The organism is Cohnella abietis, assembly GCF_004295585.1.
Lineage (GTDB): Bacteria > Bacillota > Bacilli > Paenibacillales > Paenibacillaceae > Cohnella > Cohnella abietis.
Genome location: NZ_AP019400.1, coordinates 2,319,766 through 2,342,162, shown reverse-complemented (window position 1 = coordinate 2,342,162; position 22,397 = coordinate 2,319,766). Strand labels below are relative to the sequence as shown.

At 44.7% G+C, this 22,397-nt stretch carries 19 protein-coding genes; 5 read left to right on the top strand and 14 right to left on the bottom strand.

All coding sequences use genetic code 11. The features are described from left to right. Nucleotides 1–9 precede the first annotated feature (9 nt). Nucleotides 10–1,293, bottom strand: coding sequence for a metallophosphoesterase family protein (locus tag KCTCHS21_RS09985; RefSeq protein WP_157994003.1), 1,284 nt, complete (start codon nucleotides 1,291–1,293; stop codon nucleotides 10–12). 5 nt (nucleotides 1,294–1,298) lie between these two features. Further along, on the bottom strand, nucleotides 1,299–2,465 hold the full coding sequence (locus tag KCTCHS21_RS09980; RefSeq protein WP_130607289.1) for a glycosyltransferase family 4 protein: 1,167 nt from the start codon (nucleotides 2,463–2,465) through the stop codon (nucleotides 1,299–1,301). A 129-nt stretch (nucleotides 2,466–2,594) separates the two neighbouring features. Between KCTCHS21_RS09980 and KCTCHS21_RS09975 the strand changes: the two genes are divergently transcribed. The 3 genes from KCTCHS21_RS09975 to KCTCHS21_RS09965 all read left to right on the top strand — a co-directional run bounded on the left by KCTCHS21_RS09975 (nucleotide 2,595) and on the right by KCTCHS21_RS09965 (nucleotide 5,092). Next, nucleotides 2,595–3,785 (top strand): GGDEF domain-containing protein, encoded by a 1,191-nt coding sequence (locus KCTCHS21_RS09975; RefSeq protein WP_157994002.1) that lies wholly within the window; start codon nucleotides 2,595–2,597, stop codon nucleotides 3,783–3,785. Nucleotides 3,786–3,832: 47 nt separating this feature from the next. Next, nucleotides 3,833–4,786, top strand: a complete 954-nt coding sequence (locus KCTCHS21_RS09970; protein ID WP_130607285.1) for a D-2-hydroxyacid dehydrogenase — start codon at nucleotides 3,833–3,835, stop codon at nucleotides 4,784–4,786. Between the two features lie 213 nt (nucleotides 4,787–4,999). Continuing rightward, entirely contained in the window at nucleotides 5,000–5,092 is a 93-nt protein-coding gene (locus KCTCHS21_RS09965) for a sporulation protein YjcZ (RefSeq protein ID WP_130607283.1), read from the top strand. 88 nt (nucleotides 5,093–5,180) lie between these two features. Here the strand turns inward: KCTCHS21_RS09965 and KCTCHS21_RS09960 are convergent, their stop codons facing one another. The 6 genes from KCTCHS21_RS09960 to KCTCHS21_RS09935 form a co-directional block, all read right to left on the bottom strand. Next, entirely contained in the window at nucleotides 5,181–5,972 is a 792-nt protein-coding gene (locus KCTCHS21_RS09960) for a Cof-type HAD-IIB family hydrolase (RefSeq protein ID WP_130607281.1), read from the bottom strand. Beyond that, a complete protein-coding gene (locus KCTCHS21_RS09955; protein WP_130607279.1) occupies nucleotides 5,969–6,811 on the bottom strand; it encodes a pseudouridine synthase in 843 nt (280 codons plus the stop codon). Before KCTCHS21_RS09955 ends, KCTCHS21_RS09960 begins: the two co-directional genes overlap by 4 nt. A 439-nt stretch (nucleotides 6,812–7,250) precedes the next feature. Continuing rightward, nucleotides 7,251–7,643 carry a hypothetical protein gene (locus tag KCTCHS21_RS09950; protein WP_145988933.1) on the bottom strand — a complete coding sequence of 131 codons (393 nt, stop codon included), beginning with the start codon at nucleotides 7,641–7,643 and terminating at the stop codon, nucleotides 7,251–7,253. A 690-nt stretch (nucleotides 7,644–8,333) separates the two neighbouring features. Continuing rightward, entirely contained in the window at nucleotides 8,334–8,789 is a 456-nt protein-coding gene (locus KCTCHS21_RS09945) for a DUF309 domain-containing protein (RefSeq protein ID WP_232058144.1), read from the bottom strand. Between the two features lies 1 nt (nucleotide 8,790). Then, nucleotides 8,791–9,594 (bottom strand): GTP diphosphokinase, encoded by an 804-nt coding sequence (locus tag KCTCHS21_RS09940; protein WP_130607275.1) that lies wholly within the window; start codon nucleotides 9,592–9,594, stop codon nucleotides 8,791–8,793. 11 nt (nucleotides 9,595–9,605) lie between these two features. Beyond that, nucleotides 9,606–10,700 (bottom strand): quinone-dependent dihydroorotate dehydrogenase, encoded by a 1,095-nt coding sequence (locus tag KCTCHS21_RS09935; RefSeq protein WP_179952688.1) that lies wholly within the window; start codon nucleotides 10,698–10,700, stop codon nucleotides 9,606–9,608. A 253-nt stretch (nucleotides 10,701–10,953) separates the two neighbouring features. On the opposite strand from KCTCHS21_RS09935, the gene KCTCHS21_RS31365 reads away from it, so the two are divergent. Next, entirely contained in the window at nucleotides 10,954–11,097 is a 144-nt protein-coding gene (locus KCTCHS21_RS31365; RefSeq protein WP_170211425.1) for a hypothetical protein, read from the top strand. 15 nt (nucleotides 11,098–11,112) lie between these two features. Here the strand turns inward: KCTCHS21_RS31365 and KCTCHS21_RS09930 are convergent, their stop codons facing one another. The 6 genes from KCTCHS21_RS09930 to KCTCHS21_RS09905 form a co-directional block, all read right to left on the bottom strand. After that, nucleotides 11,113–12,573 carry a L,D-transpeptidase gene (locus KCTCHS21_RS09930; protein WP_130607273.1) on the bottom strand — a complete coding sequence of 487 codons (1,461 nt, stop codon included), beginning with the start codon at nucleotides 12,571–12,573 and terminating at the stop codon, nucleotides 11,113–11,115. A gap of 16 nt (nucleotides 12,574–12,589) precedes the next feature. After that, a complete protein-coding gene (locus KCTCHS21_RS09925; RefSeq protein ID WP_130607271.1) occupies nucleotides 12,590–14,161 on the bottom strand; it encodes a stalk domain-containing protein in 1,572 nt (523 codons plus the stop codon). Nucleotides 14,162–14,200: 39 nt separating this feature from the next. Next, the gene (locus tag KCTCHS21_RS09920) at nucleotides 14,201–16,858 is read right to left on the bottom strand and encodes a FecR domain-containing protein (protein WP_130607268.1); all 2,658 of its coding nucleotides are present in this window, start codon (nucleotides 16,856–16,858) and stop codon (nucleotides 14,201–14,203) included. A gap of 67 nt (nucleotides 16,859–16,925) precedes the next feature. Further along, entirely contained in the window at nucleotides 16,926–18,755 is a 1,830-nt protein-coding gene (locus KCTCHS21_RS09915; RefSeq protein ID WP_130607266.1) for a CHASE2 domain-containing protein, read from the bottom strand. Nucleotides 18,756–18,954: 199 nt separating this feature from the next. Further along, a complete protein-coding gene (locus KCTCHS21_RS09910) occupies nucleotides 18,955–19,191 on the bottom strand; it encodes a ferredoxin (protein ID WP_130607264.1) in 237 nt (78 codons plus the stop codon). A gap of 119 nt (nucleotides 19,192–19,310) precedes the next feature. Next, a complete protein-coding gene (locus KCTCHS21_RS09905; RefSeq protein WP_130607262.1) occupies nucleotides 19,311–20,600 on the bottom strand; it encodes a DNA polymerase IV in 1,290 nt (429 codons plus the stop codon). Between the two features lie 148 nt (nucleotides 20,601–20,748). Between KCTCHS21_RS09905 and cimA the strand changes: the two genes are divergently transcribed. Then, on the top strand, nucleotides 20,749–22,362 hold the full coding sequence (gene cimA / locus KCTCHS21_RS09900; protein WP_130607260.1) for a citramalate synthase: 1,614 nt from the start codon (nucleotides 20,749–20,751) through the stop codon (nucleotides 22,360–22,362). Nucleotides 22,363–22,397: the final 35 nt, after the last annotated feature.

The window sequence follows — 22,397 nt, the reverse complement described above, 5'->3', positions numbered from 1 at the left end:
CCAGGCAGATCACCCGGCATCTTCTTCCCTCAGCAATGACAAGGAAAGCTCCATCGCCTGACTTATCCATTGGGCCCGTTCCTCATGGCTCCTAGAATCAAGCCATTCCCGAATTTTCGGCTGTCGATATAGCGCGTCTATTGCTTCATCAAGCAACGCCTTGGATAAATCCGATTGCTGCGTTGCTGCAACTCCTCTACGAAGAAGCTCACCAACAAAGCCACTCTCCTCAGAGGCTGTCTCCAGCTGCAGCAATCCACCTGTTCGAACAACAATTGTTTCTGGCCATATCCAAGCTTTGCTGTCCTCAGGTTCACCTAACCATTCTCTTAGCTCCTCAAGCCATTCCTCAGCTACAATGGGCTGCAAAAGTCGATCATGCAGAACACCACGGCCTTCTAACCGAATACGTACCAAAGCCGGACGTCCTTCTGCTTCTCGCCCCACTTCCTCAAGCGCTGTCAGCAGTCGGTTTTTGAGCTCCTGCTCCCTCTCTATACCAGCAATCGATACCGAGATTTCCTGCCACAGCACATCTGCAACATCGCGAAAGCGCATATCAATAGATCCCGTATCTGAGACCGAGACAACGTAAGCGCCCTTGCCACCCGTTTCACGGATGCTGCGCCCCTGTATATTTCCTGGATAGACGACATGAGGATATTCGTGCAAAATACGACGATTATGTACGTGACCAAGCGCCCAATATTGAAATCCGGCATTTGCCAGCTCTTCTAGCTTGCAAGGCGCATAGTTGTCATGGGATGAATCACCGTCCACATTAGCATGCAGTAATGCCAAGTGAAAGGGTGCTCCCTCCTTTTTCTTGAAACGAAGTGCCAAGTTATCGGTCACTGCTTGCGTCGGATAAGAAATACCATACACATGGGCTACTAATTCGCCATCACGAGAAAAAGCAGGCAAGCATCCTACGCCGCCCGAATCAAAAACATGTACCCCTTCAGGCCAATCAAGCTTCGCCTGACGTCCGCTTTCGGGATCATGATTGCCATGCACAATATATACCTGGGCTCCAAGGGCAGTCATCTCACCAAGAGCACGTTGCAGACGAAGCTGTGCCCGAAGGGAACGATCTGCTGCATCGAACAGATCCCCCGCCAGCACAACAAAATCTACTTTTTCACGTCTAACAATGTCACAGAGCCCCCGTAGTGCAGCGAAGGTCGATTCGCGCAGTCGCTCCCGAACGGCATCCGGCACCTTGGTCAGCCCTTTGAAGGGACTATCAAGATGAAGATCTGCCGCATGTACAAAGGTAAAAGGAATACCCACTGTGATCACGTCTCCTGTTTGTCCGTCCCTTGCTCTTGCTCGATTTCTTTATCGAATGACGTATAAATCCTTTTGAGCTCACTAATGACCCGATTAAGGGAGTATGTTTTCTTCGCTTTATTCCAGCCTGCTCGTGCCATCTCATATCGGAAATGGGGATCGTTAATTACCGTTTCTAGAGCGTCTGCGAGAGCAACAGGATTCTCTGATGGGACAAGCAAGCCGTTGGCGCCATTCTCAATTTGCTCCGAGATGCCTCCAACGTCTGTTCCTACTAGGGACAGTAAGCACAATGCCGCTTCGGCGAATACCGAACCAAATGCCTCTGCACGTGACGGTAAAACAAATACATCAAAGAAGGGCATTAATTCCTCAGGATGAAGCATGTACCCGTAGAAAATCGTATCATCATATATGCCTAAGCTCTGAGACAATGCCTCAAGCTCTTCACGAATAGGGCCGTCTCCAATAATATGAAGAACGAACTTAATGTCTCTTTGGCGAAGCTCAGCACAAGCCCTCAGAAGAATATCCAATCCCTTGGCCGGAACGAGTCGACATACGGTTACAAGCTGGGTAACCTCGTTCTCATGAGGGACTGGTTTAAACCTTTTCTCATCATATCCGTTAGGAATTACTTCAATAAGCTCAGGTTCTTTCAAGTAAGTGCCGATATATTTAGCAAAAGAGTTCGAAACCGTCATCAGCTGATCCGTTTGATGCTCTAATTCTGTGTATATCGCAGTCAGAAAACGATGCTCAGCGCCACCATCGGCAATTCGGCCGTTTAATATTAGCTCTCGTTCATAGCTTGAATGAATCGTCATTAATACTGGGGTATCCACAAAAATATGCTTCATCGCTAGTGCAGCAATTGGATGATGCGCATGGATGAGATCGTATTTCTGACCGGAAAGCCTTAGCTTCACCCACCAAATGTAATCCTTATAGGTTTGAATATATTTGTCCACAATGGCATTGCCCGCATAGGTCTGCCAGTCAAAGGTCTCGAACTTGATTGGGTCATGTCCTTTGTTGCGAATTCGCCTTGGCAGTGAGAACAGTTCCATTTCCCAGCCTATTTTGCGGAATCGCTCCCCGATATGGGGTACCATGGATGAGACACCTCCCGGCTGCTCCGGGGGGAAAAACAACGCCTGTAAAATGTTCAAGGGCGATTCCTCCTCACTTCTCTCTATCTAGGTAAGCATGAGAATAAGACAAGCACTTAGTCTCTCAAAAATATGATATATTAGAAACATATGTTCTGCAAGCTGAAGAGATTGCTAAAGGAGTCCATCATGTATACTATCATCCTTACTTCCAGTGATTACAGTTTTCTTTTTTCCTCCGCTATGGCTGTCGTCATTGTGGCCCTGATGTTATTCATGTCCTACCGAATATATGAGCACAATCGCAGGCAAGCTTACCGATCATTGCTCACATCTCTTGCGTTTATTCTCATCCACCACTCGCTTCAGCTAGCGTTTGCCTTAAAGCTTACACCGTCCATTCCTTCTTTGGAATTCATCGGCAAGCTACTACAAGTATATGCATTCATCGTCATCAATTTCGCTGTATTTGAGCTCTACCATCGTCGTCGCACCCGAACACGCATTTGGTTTTATGGCTTGCTTGGAACCGCGCTGCTTATTGCCCTTGGAGACATACTGCCGGGAGTCTCTTCATCCAATGGTGATTGGATGAGCAATATTCATTCAACACCTGCGCTAGATAGCTTTCTGCTTATGCTTGGGCCATTGTTTGCGCTGATGTTTGCCCCCCATATTGGCCAGCCTCGTAAATATATGGCTAGCATTATGGTCGCATTTTCAATGCAGCTCTTTGTCATTTCAAGCACCTATTGGGCACCAGAGGTCCTTATTTTTAGAACGATAGCGGGCCTGCTACCAATTGTATATTACATTCTTTTATTTATGATTTTATTCGAGCGTGTTGTCGAAATTCTTCAATCTGTTTACCGTTCTTCGATTACAGATGGTCTAACAAACCTGTACAATAGAAGGTACTTCATGGGAAGATTGGATCAGGAGCTTCGGACCGGAAGAGCTCTTGGCGTTATTTTCTGCGATATCGACAATTTCAAGAAGCTAAACGATACGCATGGACATCATAAGGCAGATGGAGTTCTTAAGCAGGTATCAGCTCTTCTGATGGAGGAAACCGAAGGAATTGGATTATCCGGTCGCTACGGCGGTGAGGAGCTAGTCGCTTTCGTCATTGGACCTTCGTCTGTGTGCAAGAAAGTTGCTGAAGCCATTCGCTCGCGGACAGAAAAGGAATCAATCGTTACAATCAGCATTGGTTTCAGTATGGCTGCGGTAGGCGAGACAGCTGAGGTGCTTATGAAGCAGGCGGATGAGGCGATGTATAATAGTAAAACATCTGGTAAAAACCGTGTTACGAATTACGCAAAGCTTAAAGGAATAAATGCCGCTGAAGCAAGCTTTCTGAAACGCCGTGATGGTTAATTTACTACCTAGCTGTCAAACACAATACATACATAAGGAGATATTCCATGCCTAGTCTACTTCTACTATTCGAGCTTAAAGCCGTTCAAGTGCAACAAATACAAGAGCTAATTCCAGATTGGACAATCGTTACTGGTAGCCCTGATCAAATATCTCACGAGCAATATCTAGAAGCCGAGGTTGTGTGTGGTTGGAATGCTACTATGGGAAAAATATTGGAAACGGAAGGCTCCAAGCTAAAATGGGTACAAACGAGCTCTGCTGGTGTTGATAAGCTTCCTCTAGATAGGCTTAAGAGTCTTGGCATTCAACTAAGTAGTGCTAGCGGCATTCACCCAGCATCCATGACAGAAACTCTGTTTGCCATGCTGCTTTCCTTTAGCCGTAATTTACATCATGCGATTCGCCATCAAAGCCAACAGCAATGGCAGCCGTCCGAACGCTATCATTTACTCTCGGGTAAAACAATGGGCATTATCGGGGTTGGAGCTATTGGAGAGGAATTCGCTCGTATCGCAGTTGCGTTCGGTATGCGTACAATTGGGGTAAGGCGCAGCTCGCTTCCCTCTTCAAACGTAGAGAAGATGTATGGTATTGACCAGCTCAAAGAGGTATTGTCACAAAGCGATGTTGTTGTTAACGTGCTACCTTATACAGAGGAAACTCACCATTTGTTCGACAAGGAGCGTTTGGGGTGGATACGTCCGGGTGCTTTATTTTTTAATATGGGACGTGGTCCGTCGGTTGATACAGATGCATTGATTCAAGCCTTGGAGAATGGCTCGCTTGCTGGTGCAGGGCTTGACGTCTTTGAAACAGAGCCGTTACCAGCCGATCATCCTCTATGGAAGCTGGATAACGTCATTATTACCCCTCATATCGGGGGATGGACAGACAACTATAAGCAAAGAGTAGCCGATATTCTAATGGACAACCTGAAAGCTTATTTAGCAGTAGGAAAGCCGGAGCGTAATGTAGTTAATTTAGAGCGCAGCTATTAAAATAAATCTACAACAGCTCTACAACTCCAGCTGTTGTCCTTGCCTGTCGTTAGCCTATTTCCGCCAATACCCAAATCATTTTCCATGGGATAAATGTCCAATCCGCAGAATTCCTTCTTCATAATATAAGAGTATACCGAGGACAGGGGAGCACATCATAGCACCTTACTTCGGCACCCCAACAAAATTATTCTTCATGAAGGAGGAATTTGCATGTCTGGTGCAGCCGGCGGATATTATGCATCTGCAGCCTTCGTGCTGGTCTTGTTCATTCTGCTAGTCATCATCTTGCGCGCTGGTTACTAATTGGGATTGCCTGGACAAAGTCCAATAGTAAGCCACGCCAAACAAGTCGGCACTTGTCCGACTTGTTTTTCTATTTATTAAAGTGTCATTATCTTAGTACCCTTTGTTCTAGCACTACCGCTACGCCATCTTCATTGTTGGAAATCGTTACTTCATCCGCTATTGCCTTTACCTCATTAGGGGAATTGGCCATTGCGACTCCCCAACCCGCGTAAGTAATCATAGCCGTATCATTATAATAATTGCCAATTGCAAGGATGTGCTCACGCGCAATTCCTCGAAGGTTAGCCAGCTGTTCCAGCGCTTTTCCTTTACTAGCATGCAAGTGCTGCACATCGAAGAAAGAATCCCCGCTTCTCACCGTTTGCAGCTCATGATGCCATCCTATCCATTCGGCTTCCACTTCATCTAACACAGCTTTTGGCGCAAAAATGGACATTTTCACCATCCGCTCCGGAAATCCTTCTTCCTCGCTCCGCAGGATGGGTATAGCCAGCATGTTGCTATACATCTGCGAAATCTCTTCATTCATTTGTTCCACATACAAATCAAAGGCTGTATTCATGTCATAATGAATGCCGCGTTCCCGGAAAAAAGTCACATACGTCTGCGCATGCTCATGTGAAATGACGGTGTCGTATAAAACTTCGCGTGTTTCACTATCGATTATGGATGCGCCGTTATGGGTAATCATCGTTCCCTTTAGTCCTAGGTCATTAAGGACGGATAGCGCGCTAGTTGAACCCCGGCCGGTGCAAAGCACGATTTCCGCGCCTTGCTCCGCTGCTGCTCTTACGGCTTCACGAACCCTTGGAGTTACCTCATGATGATCATTCAATAACGTTCCATCTATGTCTAAAGCAATTAGGCGATAGCTCATACCTTGCCTTCCTTCCGATAATTACGCAAACTCTCCACTTCTTCTTCAGTCAGCTCTCTCCACTCTCCAGGAGCGAGAGACGCATCCAGCTGTAGCGGCCCCATCGAAATACGCCTCAGGTACAGCACCTTTTTACCAACTGCTTCGAACATCCTTTTAACCTGATGGAATTTACCTTCGTGAATCGTAAGCTCAATCCAGCTAAGAACATCCATCGAAATCTCTTCCTCTTGCTTAGGTGCAAGCTTAATGGCGTCTATCATCTCAGTAGCATAAAGCTCATCTTCAACTTCAGGGGCCCCATCATTTCTTGTTTTTGCCCTCACCAGCAATTGCGCTGGCATAGTCTCGTAGCCGTCATCTAAAGCTACACCCTTTAAGAAGGCCTCAGCATCGTCCGTTCCAACATCACCTGCTACTAGAGCCCGGTATGTCTTGGGGACATGCTTACGTGGTGACAATAATTCATGAGATAGCTTCCCGTCATTCGTAATAATTAGCAAGCCTTCGGTGTCTTTATCCAGCCGCCCAACAGGAAAGGGTGACAGCACAGCCAAATCTTCATCCAGCAAGTCGATGACCGTTTGGTCCCGGCTATCCTCAGTCGCAGAAATGACTCCTGCAGGCTTATGAAGCAGGACATATACAGTGTCTCGATATTTTATCGTTTCCCCATCAAGCACCACTTCATCTTCTTTGGGATTAATTTGCATTCCGTGATCTTTAGCTAGCTTTCCGTTTACAGCGACTGCACCTTGTTTAATAAGAATTTTAATTTGGCTACGTGTGCCATATCCTAGATTTCCGAGCATCTTGTCCAATCGTATTGTTACCTTCATCTGATGACCTACTTTCTTATTGCCGCAATTTCATGTCCATACTAATATCCCTGTTGTATAAGGCAAGCTTATCCCTATCGTGTAAAAGTGCTTGTCCACAACTAAGCTCTATGCTCCAATTATAACACTATCCTTATTTTTGGCACATTGAAGAAAAAGCTTTGCATCGAGATTACCTTCCACAACCTCGTTCCTCGAAATATTCGCACACTTACCTCCGATCGTGCCCTTCCACAAACCCGTTGCTCGAAATATTCGTACATCTGCCTCCATTCGTGCCCTTCCAATGACCAGTTGCTCGAAATAATCGTACAGCTACCTCCATTCGTGCCCTCCCACAGCCCTGTTGCTCGAAATAATCGTACAACTGCCTCCACTCGTGCCCTCCCACAGCCCTGTTGCTCGAAATAATCGTACATCTGCCTCCACTCGGGCCTCCTCAAAGACTCATTGCTCGAATATTTCGTACATCTACCTCCATTCGTGTCCTTCCACTAACCTGTTGCTCGAAATAATCGTACATCTCACTCCAATCGCGACCTTCCACAACCCCGTTACTCGAAATAATCGTACATCTACCTCCATTCGCGCCTTCCACTAACCTGTTGCTCGAAATAATCGTACATCTACCTCCATTCGTGCCCTTCCACAAACCAATTGCTCGAATATTTCGTACACCTACCTCCATTTGTGCCCTTCCAAGGACCAGTTGCTCGCAATAATCGTACAACTGCCTCCATTCGTGTCCTCTCACAGCCCTGTTGCTCGAAATAATCGTACATCTGTCTCCAATCGGGAACTTCCACGAACCAGTAGCTCGTAATATTCGCACAACTACCTCCATTTGTGCCCTTCCAAGGACCAGTTGCTCGAAATATTCGCACAACTACCTCCATTCGTGTCCTTCCACTAACCTGTTGCTCGAAATAATCGTACAACTGCCTCCACTCGGGCCTCCTCAAAGACTCATTGCTCGAATATTTCGTACATCTACCTCCATTCGTGTCCTTCCACTAACCTGTTGCTCGAAATAATCGTACATCTCACTCCAAGCGGGCCCTTCCAAGGTCCAGTTACTCGAATATTTCGCACATCTACCTCCATCTGTCCTCACACAGCCCTATTGCTCGAATATTTCGTACATCTACCTCCATTCGTGCCCTTCCACTACCTTGTTGCTCGAAATAATCGTACAACTACCTCCGATCACGCTCTTCCACAACCCCGTTGCTCGAAATAATCGTACATCTCCAACCAATCGTGCACCTTCACAGCCCTGTTGCTCGAAATATTCGCACAACTACCTCCATTCGTGCCCTTCCACAAACCAATTGCTCGAATATTTCGTGCACCTTCCAATACTGTGCCAGTACGGTTCCACTACGGTGCCACTAGCAGCCTATTTACTGTTATGCGAATATGTTAAAGAACCGCTTGTCCTAAAATACAAATAAACCGGCTGTAGCGCCCTCTGACGCTCCCACCGGATACTGTATGCGCCTAGGCGTGACTCCTCAGTCAGTTACTCCTCTTTCTCATCTCCGAGGCTCCTTGGCCCCGCTTCCCATTCTGTAACCGCGCGAGCTAGCAACTGATCCTTCACCTCTAGCCTAAACGGTTCGAATGGAGCCCCCATCACTGTTAGCGCTTCCAAACCAGATTTCAAATTCGCACGCAACGAAACCATATCAAGTCCTAGAATAACATCATCCGCATAGACGGTAAGCTTATTTAAGGCAGACGTCATTAGCTTCACAGCTCCCGTAACATTCCCATTGTCCCAATGGTGCAGGCCTAACGCAACCTGAACAAGCCCCTGAAGCAGGGGACTGCGGCCTTCCTCCAACCACAGCTCCTCCATAACCTCATGGCACTCAAAATAATCTTGATCCTTATTAAAATAGGAGATATAAGCAAAGTAGCGAGGATCATTCATCAAGCCCTTTAAACGATCTGCTTGTCTCCCAGAGCCTGTCATCTTAACTTGTCCCGCCCTTTCCTGCACGGTCCAAAGCGGCCTGAATTTCGAGGGATAGCTCTTTAAGGCCCCACACATCGTCATGCTCCCACAGCTCATTAAAGCGAAGTTGGAACTGAGCAGCCTCTCTTACTCTACGGAAAAAATAAAGCTCCTGAATCTCGTTAAGCACCCGCCGTACGATAACTGAGCTTTCTTCGAAATCCTGCTGCGCATCTACAATCTCCTGACGTATGCTGGACATCTCTGTATCGAGCTGGAAAGCCGCTTCAGCTGCCTTGCGTAGCCTTTCTCTAACATGAGAAGGCAATTGATCACGATATTTGTAATTCAAAGAATGCTCGATCGTCGCCCAGAAATTCATCGCCAGTGTACGGATTTGTATTTCTGCCAGGACAGGCTTAGAACCAAGAGAAGTCTGCACCGGGTATTCGACGATGAGATGGTAGCTCCGATAACCACTGTCCTTGTAGTTTGTTATATAGTCTTTCTCATATACAAGCTTCAGGTCCTTACGCTGGCGAATTAATTCAGCTACACGGTATATATCGTCCACGAACTGACACATAATTCGGATGCCCGCAATATCCTCAATGCCAAGCTCGATCCGATCAAGCGGCACAGATAGTCGACGTGCTTTTTCCAATATGCTTGATACCCGCTTCACTCGACCTGTAACGAATTCAATCGGAGCATACTCATCTCTAGCCTTAAGCTCAGAACGGAGTGCCTTCAGCTTAACCTTAAGCTCTTCCGCAGCTTGCTCATAGGGAAGCAGGAACTTCCCCCAGTCCCTTCCGTCCATCGAAAAACCCCCTAACGGTGATCCGCGCCTATCGCTTGCGTAATACGAGTAAATCCATCTTGCTTTAATTTCTTCTTCAAGCCGCCATGTATTTCCTTTAATAATGCAGGCCCCTTATAAATAAGCGCGGTGTATACTTCTACTAAACTTGCCCCCGCACGAATTTTTTCATAAGCATCATCTGCTGTGAAAATGCCGCCAGAGCCGATAATTGGAAGCTTTCCTTGTGTAATTCGGTATAAGCTTCGGATGACTTCCGTCGAACGTTGCGTTAGCGGACGACCGCTAAGCCCGCCCATTTCTCCTGCACTCTTGTGTGTTAATCCATCACGACTAATCGTTGTATTCGTAGCGATAATACCTGACATTCCACTAAGCTGAATAGCTTCAGCCATGTACATGATTTGCTCTTCCGTATTATCCGGAGCAATCTTTACTAAAATTGGCTTCGGTAATTCACCATGTCTTTCAGCTTGCTTACCCATCTCATCCTTGACCGCGTCAAGTAGACTACGTAATTCGTCTCCATGCTGCAGAGCCCTTAAATCCGGAGTATTAGGTGAGCTAATATTCACAACGAAAAAATCACCATAAGGAAACAGCTTCTGCACACAAGCCCGATAGTCATCCGCTGCATTTTCATTAGGTGTAAGCTTATTCTTACCAATATTTACGGCTAGAGGTATCCGATGCCGAGAAAGCTTCGAGAGCCGCTCAGCCATTACATCTGCTCCATCATTATTGAAGCCCATCCTATTAATAAGCGCTTCATCCGGAGGAAGCCTAAACAAACGAGGCTGCTCATTACCAGCTTGCCCCTTCGGAGTAACGGTTCCCACTTCTAGAAAAGATAATCCAATTCTCGATAGGCCAGTCACTGCCTTCGCGTTCTTATCAAGACCTGCAGCCAAGCCAACAGGATGATTAAAATGAAGACCGAATAAGTCGACTGCCAGCTCTGGAGAATCTTTCGTGCCCCATACTGCAGATAGCAGCGAGGGCATACCTGGGATTTTCGCAGAAACACCCATTCCGTCTACGATCAGATGATGTGCAGCTTCAGGGTCCATTTTGAATAAGAAGGGTTTAGCTATTTGGTACAACAATGAATTCGACATCCTTTCAAGAAACACTAACAATAGATTACACGTGTATTAAAGAAAACCTTTCGGGTAACAGTTTAGCCTTTTCCAAGAGAAAAGAAAAGGGGATAAAGCCCGCTTAGTCTCTCTTCATCTAGATTCGTTTGAATTCATCCTTCTCATCGCTCATTTGTCTCTTATCCCCGTCTGGTATTTCTCTGGGAAAACGATTACAATGGAAGGATTAACGAATCATATGATAGAGAGGTTGATTATCATGAGCACAGCCAGAAAAAAACCACCCGTCACATCCCGCGCCAAACCGAAGGAGCAATTAAATAAGAAGGCGCTTATCTGGATCGGGGTGGCTTTTGTAGTTATTGTGGGGGTTATGGCTACACTGCTTGCCTTGGATGTCTAATTTTTCTGCATCATTTTAATTTAACCAGTCATATACCTTGTGGGGGTTTGTCTCGTCCTGCGTGCTCGTTAGCCGGAATCGTTCCGGTGGAGCTCTCAGTTCGTTGGGCAAGCCTCCTTTTGCTATTGTTACAGGGGTTCCTAATGGTACTAAATCAAATAATTCTTCCACATCTTCTTTCTTCATTCTGACGCACCCATGTGATTCATCCTTGCCTATGCTTTTGGGCTCATCCGTTCCATGAATTCCATATCGCGTATCGGATAAGGTCATTCCTCGACTGCCGAAGGCTCCATCGCTACGGCCGTTTGGATTTTTGACCTTTTCCGAAATAACAAAGCTTCGCTCAGGCGTCTTACTTCCTCCTAAGCCTACCTCATAATTACGTAATAGAACATTGCCGCTCACAACAGCCAATCTATGATTTTCCGTATCAATCATTATAGCGAGCGGTTGCTCAGCCATAGCGGATAATTGTCCCGAAGGTGTCCCATGGCCCATATCTGGCCCTGTATTATCCGGCCAAGCAGGAGCTTGTGGGATTTTTCCATCCTTCTTGTTCTCGAGATTACCTTTAAGCTCATCGAACCAAGGCGTCATCCCTTCTGTCCATCCCGCCATCGTATTGTTAGGATAGTCAGCTGCTAACGTCTCAGGCGTAGCCGGCCACTTCCCCGTGCTAGCCTTATAACGAATAATAGCTGAGCGCAGTACGATTTTCTCTTCCTGTAGCGGCATCCAACCCTTCACAAGCTTCTGGGTTGATGTCGCATCATCCGGCTTACAATTACACCATTTGGAATCATACCAATTGATTGCGGCAGTACCTGATTCTTTATCTGATGTAACCGATGCGATAAGCTTCCCACTCTTCACCCAGTCGCTCCATTTGCCCAGGGCTGGTGTTTTAATAAGCAATCGCGGCTGTCGGGAGGGATTATTCGTCAATAGTGCCCCTAACACTTGACCCCCATCTTTATCCGAGCTTGATGCTCCCGCGATTTGATCCGGTGGGACCACATTCGGAGGGAGCGAAGCTTGAGTACCCCTAGTTGGAACTGAGGGGCTGACTGGTGTTAGCGTCCCCTCAGCTACAGGCACATTTGACAGCGGCTCACTTTTGTCCGGAGCAAATGCTTTAATCGCTCCAACAGCAAGACCAACTAATAGAAAAGGAGCTAGAATGCCAATAATCCATTTTAAGCGGCTTCTACTTTTGTTTTTCGACTTACTAACAGGTAACATAGGCGCAGGCTTTGATTCAAACGCCTCATATATTTCTCCTGCCTGTGCGAAGCAATAAGTAGCCTTAGCTGTGTCTTTCTGTCCCTCATATTCCTTGCCGAGCAAGTACCATGCCATCCGGCTATCTTCATGCTTGAGGAGGTAATCCTTGAGCGGCAAGGCATCCCCTACATTGGGAACATTGTCATAGAAATGTTGGATCTGTTCGTCAATGCGTGATTCCTTGCTCATGAGTTCACCTCTCTACCTAAAAGGTTTTATTGCGAATGACGACAATTTGAAATTCACTGTCCCATTGGATATCGAGATCACTTTCAATAGCGAAGAAGCGAACAGGAATTAAAAAGCGATTATTTACAAAAGCCGTCTCTGAGTTCAAGGTCAGTGCTTCGCTCTTCCCATTCACTGTTTTCTTAACCGTATTCGCATTTTTGCTGACGGTATAGACAGCATCGCCTTTAGTAAGAATAGCATTTCCCGTCTTATTATCAAATTCGACTTTATAGCCTAACGTCTCTCCTACACTTCGAACTGGTAGCAATACGGCATTCGATTTGTTCTGTGCAGGCACATCCGATGGAACAAGCTTTCCGTCGTACAAGACAGAAATAACGGAAGCTGGCAATGCAGCTGGCTTGGCATATTTCTGAAGGACTCGGATCTTGTTACCTGATTCATCGACGATGACTAAACGACCGTCCGGGAGTACCACAACATCTGTCGGATGATTAAATTGTGCTGAGCTAGCAATTCCGTTTGCTTTACCGAACTCAGTAGGAACTCCTGCTAACGTCGACACTGTGCCGTCTTTAATAATGCGGATGACATGATTTAAGCTGTCAGCAACAATTAGTGAACCGTCAGCAGTTACTGTCAAACCTTCTGGAGCATTCAATCGCGATTGAGCCGCAGGACCGTCTACATAATCTCCCTCTACATAAGGAGCTTGTTTAGCTAACTCTCCTCCTCCAGCTACAGTGGAAACTTTGCCATTAGCGAAATCAATGTAACGAATACGTTGATTGCCGCGATCACTAACATATAAGTTGCCTTTATTATCAATGACTAGCCCGCTTGGTTCATTGAATTTAGCTGAAGGAATTGGTCCGTCCAAGAAATCCCCTACTGCTTCAGCAACCCCTGGAAAATATTCTACGACTCTTGTTGAAGGAGCCGTTAACGTCTTCACCGTTCCATCAGCTGTAATTTTACGGATAACATTGTTCAAGGTATCTGCTACATAGACATTACCTTGAGAATCTACTGCGACATCAGATGGACTATAGAATTTCGCCTTCTCACCTACTCCGTCAGCCAGACCAAGAAGACCATTGCCCGCCAATGTCGTTACTTTTCCGTCCTTGGAAATTTTACGTATGGCATTATTGTCTGTATCCGCCACAAATACGTTTCCTTGTGCATCTATCGCTAGCCCGGATGGTTTATTGAAAGCTGCATCTTTTAATATATCGTCGTTGTATCCGCCAATGGGTAGCTTGTTCTCATCCACTCCCAATTTATAACCCGTATAGTCATCTACCTTGTCTACCGATATTTTACGAATAAAATGATTGGAAGAATCCGTCACAAGCAAATTTCCGTCCGCTGTAACTACAACAGATTTGGGTTGAAAGAACGTAGCTTCGCTAACCGAGCCATTACGATGTCCAATTTCAGAATTGCCAGTCCATGTGTGCACCTCATAAAGCTTCGCTGACTTTGTCCACTCTGTGCTGGAGGCAGCCAAAGCTGCTGTTGGTAACGTGAGTACAGTGAACGTTAGAGCTGCTGCTACTATTTTCTTAAATTCTATTTTCATTCCATAATCTCCTTAATAATAAAGATTTTAAGCTCTTGCTCAAGCAGGAGGAGGGAGCCTATACACGACTAATGTATAGTTTTTAGTTGTTGAATTACTAGTAATTGACATCGTAAATTTATTCTCACCAACCTCAAGCCCCTCAAGTCGATATCTTGGATTTGGAGGAGCTATTTGCTCTGATCCTTTGAAAATTTTTAAAGACACATTTTCTTTTGTAGAAATATTGAGAAACAATTCATTGTCAGGTGTTGTCGTAGAGTACTCACCTGAGTTATCTTCCTTGTCCCAGTAGTCATAAAAGTCGGAATAGCTGTTTTGTATACTCCAATTCGCAATTCCAGTAGGAACACGTACGACTTGAAATTCATAATACATGGTCTCATATTCTAAACCACTAATGTCTCCGAAATTAGCCGTAAAGAATGACTCCCCTTCTGACAAGGGGAGCATTATACTCCCGTTATTACCCGTAGTGTATTTTTCATCACCATAATAAACGGATTGTATTAGCATATTAGAGGATTCATTATTCGCTAATGAAATGCTTGTCGCTTCTTCAGGAACAAAAATAATATAATTATCATAACCCTCAAACTCATACTCAAACTTATACTCAAGAGGAGCATTAAGATTATCCGTAATAACTAACGGTTTATCTCTATTAAGATCGGCATTTCCATTAATCAACCAAAGACCCATAGTATGTGAAACTTGATTACCTGTAAATAATTTTAATTGCATAAAGATGTATCCTTGAGGAAGGTTTTCGATAGATTTCAACCCACTATCAGACCACCTTATGGTCCTGTCTTCTGTGTTTGCATCTTTATAATGTAGCTCTGCATTCGTAATTCCCGGTTGAAATTCGAGCGATAATTTTACCGTATCGAATATTCGGGATACTTCGCTAGAAGTTCTCAAATCATAAGCATACTTGTCTACTCCTGTCCCTTGCCACTCAAAAGAATAAACGCCTTCATTTCTGTCTATTGCCGATGCATTCCAAGCTGCCAGTCCTTCCGGTGCTGAGCTCCTATTAACCGTAAGGGTATAACTTTTCTCTATTAATTCACTAGATTCACCAGATTCAGTATGAACTTTAATTTTGTTTTCCCTAACTGTAAGCGGGATGATATATCCATTTTCAATTTCGTGTAACGGAACTTGGACATAGTTGTTGCCAGTTTCTTGATTACTGTATTCGACACTTACAACATATTCTCCCGGGATCTGATTTCGCTTTATGAGGGCCAACTGTGTATTAAAGATCAAATCAAAAGAATACTCCTGAACGGATGATTCGTAAGAGAAATCTTTTTCGGCCCATGTATATGCGCCTGGATTATTGAAAAACAGGATAAAGGGCGACGTTGGCATTGGTGTCGGTGTCGGTGTCGGTGTCGGTGTTGGTGTCGGACCTGTTCCTGTGTTAGAGCTCGGGCTAGGAGTAGGAGTTGGGCTAGCTGTTTGATTTTTAAGCTCCTGCTCACGCTTCTTGCTTTCCTCTTCAAACTTCTTCTTTTCCAGCTCAGAAAGCTGTTTCTCGTAATCTAGCTTTGCCTTCTCCTTAGCATCATCTTCCGCTTTTTTATTTGCGTCATCTGTTTTCTTTTTAAGATCTGCTAGTTTCTTGGCCAATTCGTCTTTTTGACGGAGAAGCTCCTCTTGCTCTTTACTTTTTTGTAGCTTTTCCAACTTGGCCTGTTCAAGCTTTCTAAGCTCCTCTTGCTTTTTCTTTTCCTGTTCTGTCAATTGCAGTGGTACTGTGTTGTCTAGATCAATTTTTTTCGGTTGTGTTAGCGTTTTATTAACTTCGTCGACGATTTTTAGAATACTATCCTTATCAATCTTCTTATCATTAAAAGAACTTTTTATTATATTTGCGATAAGGTTGTTTAAATTCTGAAGTATCCTGTCGAGATCATCTTTATTGTTATTTTGTAGCTCTTGTTGCTTCTTCTTAATAAACTCATCATTTTCCTTATCTATTTCTGCTTTCGCTACTATGATTGCCTTAATAATTTGATTGGCACTCGCACCCATCATTTTCGTGAAATTTTCCAGATCAAGTATAATCACTTCATCTGGAAACTGTTCCGTCTCATTGCGATCGTCTATCGTAACCTGCTGGTTCGGGAATAAAGTCACAAGCGTAGGATTATTCTTCTGTGGTTCAATAGATCCTACACCTGATAAAATAACAAATTTGGAATCTCCAGTGAAAGGATCGACACTCACAAGCAAGTTCGTACCGCGCACACCCATGATCGCGGTAGGGGTTTCCAATGTGAATTTGTCGTCCTTGTTCTTAATAGATTTAACACTTGACCATACAGAGCCCTTTAGCATGCTGATTTTGGTTGTCGTACCTTTGTTATCCGAAAGCTTGGAGAAGGTCAAGGTTGTGTTAGAGGAAACCGTCATTAGATCATCCTCCGAGGAACCGTTACCAAATTGAAGCACTGCAGAGCCCTCTGCACCTACCTTTAGAATATCTCCCTCATTCAGACTCATTTTTACAAAAGCCGTAAACTCCTTGGAGCCCCCAGATTTCTTGACCTTCACTGATCCCTTTAGCTCCTTAATAACGGACACGCGCGATGCTGCAGCCGAAGACTCATTGGCTAGAGCTCCAAGTAAAGGCATTAACACTAGTAAAGCTACAATAAAATGCAAACTGAACTTTTTCATCATTCATATCTCCCTTCAATTATTTGTTCAGAATTTGTATAGATACTTCTGCTATCATAAAAAACTGAAGCTATTCAACTATGCCAAGAACCTCATACACCCGTATCGGATGAGATTTACCTTTGAACATACGGTCTTCTCCCTCATCGAAGCGGTAATATTGTTTTGTTTTCTCATAAACCTGCTCGGAGACATGAACTTGTCCCTTCTTTGTTTGTGATTCGATTCTGGCCGCAATATTGACGTTATCACCAATCGCCGTGTAATCTACCCGCAAATAAGAGCCTATATTTCCAACAACAACAGGTCCCGCATGAATCCCAATCCCAACGTTAACCTCACATTGATATTTCTCCATGATCTCGTCCTTAATCTTCTTCATGCCCTGCTGAATTTCATATGCGGTCTTAACTGCCATTCGCTCATGGTCCACAACTTCAAGCGGAGCATTAAATAAAATCATAGCCGCATCTCCGATAAACTTATCTATCGTTCCCTGATTACGAAGAGTTGTCTCGGTGATCATATTAAACATCGTATTCAAGGTGTCAACGAGCTCAGATGGAGTCAATTTCTCAGATAATGGGGTGAACCCCCGAATATCAAGAAATAAAATGGATATAGTCTTAAGGTCTCCGCCTAATTTGATCTCAATATCCTGAGCGACGATCTGCTTCACGAGATCAGGTGAGATATATCGCCCAAACTGGCGTGTTACGAAGCTCTTCTGAACACTATCCATATATGACTTAAGCGAGACATTAGCGAGGTATGCCAGCATCATCGCAAGTAATGCATAAATGATATTAATATGTATGGCTGATTGCTGATAGAGAGCAAATTGTCCATATAGAACGCATGAGAAGACAGCCAAGAAAATAAGAATAGAGTAAATATTTTTCAATCTCCACGGGAGAATGCCAAACAGGACAAAGAGCACAAATATTAAGACAAGCTCTGACCAGTTAGAAGTAAAAGAGATTGATGTTCCCTTAAGTAGCTGATTAGTGATGTTAGCATGTGCGTACACCATTTTGATATCTTTCTCAATCGGTGTTACCCCAGTGTCCTGCCCACCCTCATTCGATAATCCTACTGCCGTAAACCCAATAAAGACGACCGAATCCTTGAATAAGTCTGGAGGAACCTCTCCATTCAGAACCTGTACAAACGACACCGTCGTGAAATTTTCTGTTTTTAGTTGATAATCTATTGTAATGGTATTTTTCGCGATTTGTTCTGCCGTTTTACTAGGGTCCGTTATAGCATCGTATTTACTGAGATCCACACCAGCCATCTGTGCCGATAAATACGCCAATGAAGGGATAACTTCACCTGTTGGGGATTGAATCTTTAACCAGGTTTGCCGAATGACCCCGTCTGGACTAATAACCCGGTTGATGTGTGCCTTCTTGGTTACATCTGCGAATAATTGGTAGGGCTCCGACACACTAACTGCTTTCAACAGCTGATCTCGCTTAACCACAGTTCGGTTGTTTATATTATTTTCTGTAATCCCCACAACAGGCAAGATAACATTAGGATACTCGGCCAATGCTTCGGCAAAAGCCATGTCACTGTCCGGATTACCGCTTTCCTCACTAAAAACAATATCAAAAGCAATTGAGGTAGGGATATTTCCTTCCTCGTTCATGTTGGCTAGCAGTTGGGCATATACGGCACGATCCCATGGGAATCTTCCTAACTGACTTAGCGACTCATCGTCAATTGCAACAACAACGATCCGCGAATCAGCAATACCATCCCTTACCTGCTTCATATCATAATCAAACAATAAATTGTCAATCTTCTGCATAGAATGAGAGCTATAGATGAAATATACAGCAACTATTAAAAGGACATTCAAAACAATGGTCATTCTTCTAATACGCTCTTTCAAAAAAAACCTGCCTCCCTATGTAAATGATTCCAATTACAAAATTAATTATAACTTAAGCTATGGGTTTTATGTTGTATTTTATCTAAATGATGACTTATGTGAAAAAAGTTATGAAAAAAGTTGTCATTTACGTACGAATAAAAACCCGTTTCTAGGTCTGTGCACCTAGAAACGGGTTTTTGATTTCATTACCGTTGAATTACATGTTGAACTTAGAATCTGCTACTTTAATGGAGTCTGTAGGACAGCCATCAGCTGCATCCTGCAAATCATCATAAAGATCCTCTGGAATTTCAGTATTACCATGATTGCCATCGCTTCCATAAATTGTTTCTGCTAGGCCTTCGTCATCGTAATCATAAATGTCTGGAGCAGTTGCGCCACATGCGCCACAAGCAATACATGTGTCTTTATCTACATAAGTATACTTAGACATAAATTAACCTCCTTGATTAAATCCGAGTCGCATCTATAATAGACTACTACTGATCAATATAATACAAAACGTCGCAGAGATCAAACGAAATCACAGATCATAATCATCGTGAATAGTACTTAATAATCATTCTCAATGTCAGGTGATTTTTCACGCAAAAAATCCTTCTGAAGCGAGGTTCCTCTTAATTTTTTATTCCGAATAAGAGTTGATGGATCGTCCCCAAGCATCCCTGCTGTCAGCACCGCATCTTCACCATATTTATCCCTTAAAGAGTCCATAGCAGTAATGAGCCTATCCTTCTTAGGGCTCTCTTCATAGGAGAACAAATCCAACTGCAAGGGGGTTTCTTCTTTAGAAGCCAAGGTCTGCAAAGTAATGCCCAGCAATCGTACTGGACTCCCTTCCTTCCAGTGAGCCTCCATAAGACGACAGGCAACCCGGTAGACGTCTTCCACAGTATCCGTTGGGATCGCTAAAGTGGAAGATCGCGTGATCGTCCGCATATCAGGATCTCGGATCGTAATCTGAATGGTAGAGGACACCATCCTTTGATGCCTTAGCCTTCGGGTTGTCTGGTCGGCGAGATTAAGCAATACACGACGAAATTGTTCTCGGCCTGTTAAATCTGCTGGGAGAGTCGTCGTATGCCCGATTGATTTCGGTCCTTCCTGCAACGGCTCTACAGGGGAGTCGTCAATGCCATTCGCCGCTTGCTTCATCCAAGCTCCGTACACACCGAACCGCTCCACTAACACCTTCTCATTCGCGGCTGCTAGCTCCCCAATCGTCCGAATATTCAGCCGTAGTAGCTTATCCGCCGTTCGGGCACCAATACCGTATAAGGTCTGACAAGGCTTACTCCAGAGCAGCTTCGGCACTTCTCGCCTTCGAAGAATCGTTATTGCATCAGGCTTGCGCATATCAGAAGCCATCTTAGCTAATAGCTTATTCGGTGCTATTCCGATGGAGCAGGGCAGGGACAATTCCTCTTTTACCCGACGGGCAATCGTTTCAGCAATCTCAATGGGCGTCCCGAACTGTGAGCTTCCTGTAATATCTAGAAAGCACTCATCAATGGACACCGCTTCAATAAGCGGAGTATAGTTGCCCGCAATTCTCATAAACCCACGGCTATATTTACGATATAAATCGAAATCAGGAGAAATAATGATGAGCTCTGGACAAACAGTAAGAGCCTGTCGTACTGTAACCCCCGTTCGAACTCCCCTGGCTCTAGCCTCATAGGAGCTTGTCACGACAATTCCTTTGCGCAATTCAACACTACCGGCAACAGCCGTAGGTTTTCCTTTGTATATATCCGGTTCCTCGGCGGCGTGAACGGAGCAATAAAACGCGTTCATATCTATATGCAAAATAATTCGTAGCTTACCCGCGCTCTCGCTCATGATCACTCCCCCTATAGCTTCTAATTATACAGAGGAACGGATTGTTCCCGCAATGTAGCCCTTAACACGCTGTTCCCCTCTACATTTCCAGTAAGCCGTGATATAATAGTTTCACCTGTTTTTACCTAAGGAGGCCTTTTGTTTACGCATGTCTACTCCCCTATGTATTTTCGATACCACTTTGCGCGACGGTACGCAAGGTGAAGGCATCAGTTTAACGGCTGACGACAAAGTTAAAATCGCTCTTAAGCTCGATGCTTTAGGCGTCCACTATATTGAAGGCGGAAACCCCGGCAGCAATAGTAAAGACATCGAGTTTTTTCGTCGTGTCCGCGAGCTACAGCTTCAGGCGAAGCTAACAGCGTTCGGAAGTACTCGGCGGAAAAATAGCACGTGTGAGCAAGATATTAACTTGAAGCACCTCACGGAATCTGGTGCTCAAGCGGCTACACTAGTTGGAAAGTCATGGGATTTCCATGTGCACACCGCTCTGCAAACAACGTTGGAGGAAAATCTCGCGATGATTTACGAATCATTAGCATTCGTTAAACAAAGCGGCATGGAAGCTCTATTCGACGCAGAGCATTTTTTCGACGGCTATAAAGCAAACCCTGAATATGCGCTTGCTGCACTAGCAAAAGCAAAGGATGCAGGAGCCAATTGGATCGTGCTATGTGATACAAATGGCGGTACGCTACCTGGTGAGATCAGTGAAATTGTTTCACGAGTGGTGTCCACTATTGATGCTCCAATTGGAATTCATACACATAACGATGCTGAACTAGCTGTCGCTAACACACTTGCGGCTATTACGGCTGGTGCCCGTCAAATTCAAGGTACAATCAACGGGTATGGCGAGCGTTGCGGGAATGCAAACCTCTCCTCTATTTTACCTACGCTACAGTTGAAAATGGGTTATAGCTGTGTCAGCGACGAGCAGCTTAAGACACTCACAAGCGTTTCCCGGTATGTAAGCGAAATTGCGAATGTTCATATGCCGGTTAACCAGCCGTACGTTGGAAATGCTGCATTCGCTCATAAAGGCGGCATTCATGTGTCTGCCATTATGAAGGATTCCAAAACCTATGAGCATATTTCTCCTGATCTCGTTGGTAATAAGCAACGGGTGCTTGTCTCCGAGCTTGCTGGTCAGAGCAATATTTTGTCCAAAGCACAGGAACTGGGACTCGAAGTTAATTCAGAAAGCATGAAATCTCGCGAAGTCATTGATCGCATTAAGGAATTAGAGCATCAAGGCTATCAGTTCGAGGGTGCGGATGCTTCCTTAGAGTTATTGCTACGCGATGCTTACGGCAGTTCGGTAGAGGTATTTACAGTAGATTCGTTCAAAATCATGGTTGAGAAAACGGCAGCTGAGATGACGACGGAAGCTATTGTCAAAATATCGGTAGCTGGAGAGCAAGTGTACACCGTTGCCGGTGGTAATGGACCAGTGAATGCATTAGACAACGCGCTGCGTAAGGCTCTAGTGCAGTTTTATCCGGGAATCCGCGATATTCATCTAACCGATTATAAGGTACGCGTTCTAGATGAAAAGGATACAACAGCCGCTAAGGTCCGGGTATTAATTGAGTCAACCGATTTCAAGGACAGATGGAGCACCGTTGGTGTATCCTCAAATGTAATTGAAGCGAGCTGGGAAGCACTTGTCGACAGCATCCGTTATGCTTTGCTTGACATGGTGAAGGACGAAACCATCCATGAGCTCGTAAGAGAATCGCATGGGCTAGTTAATCATTAATGTAGAGACTGTAAAGAGAGGCTTAGGCCTCTCTT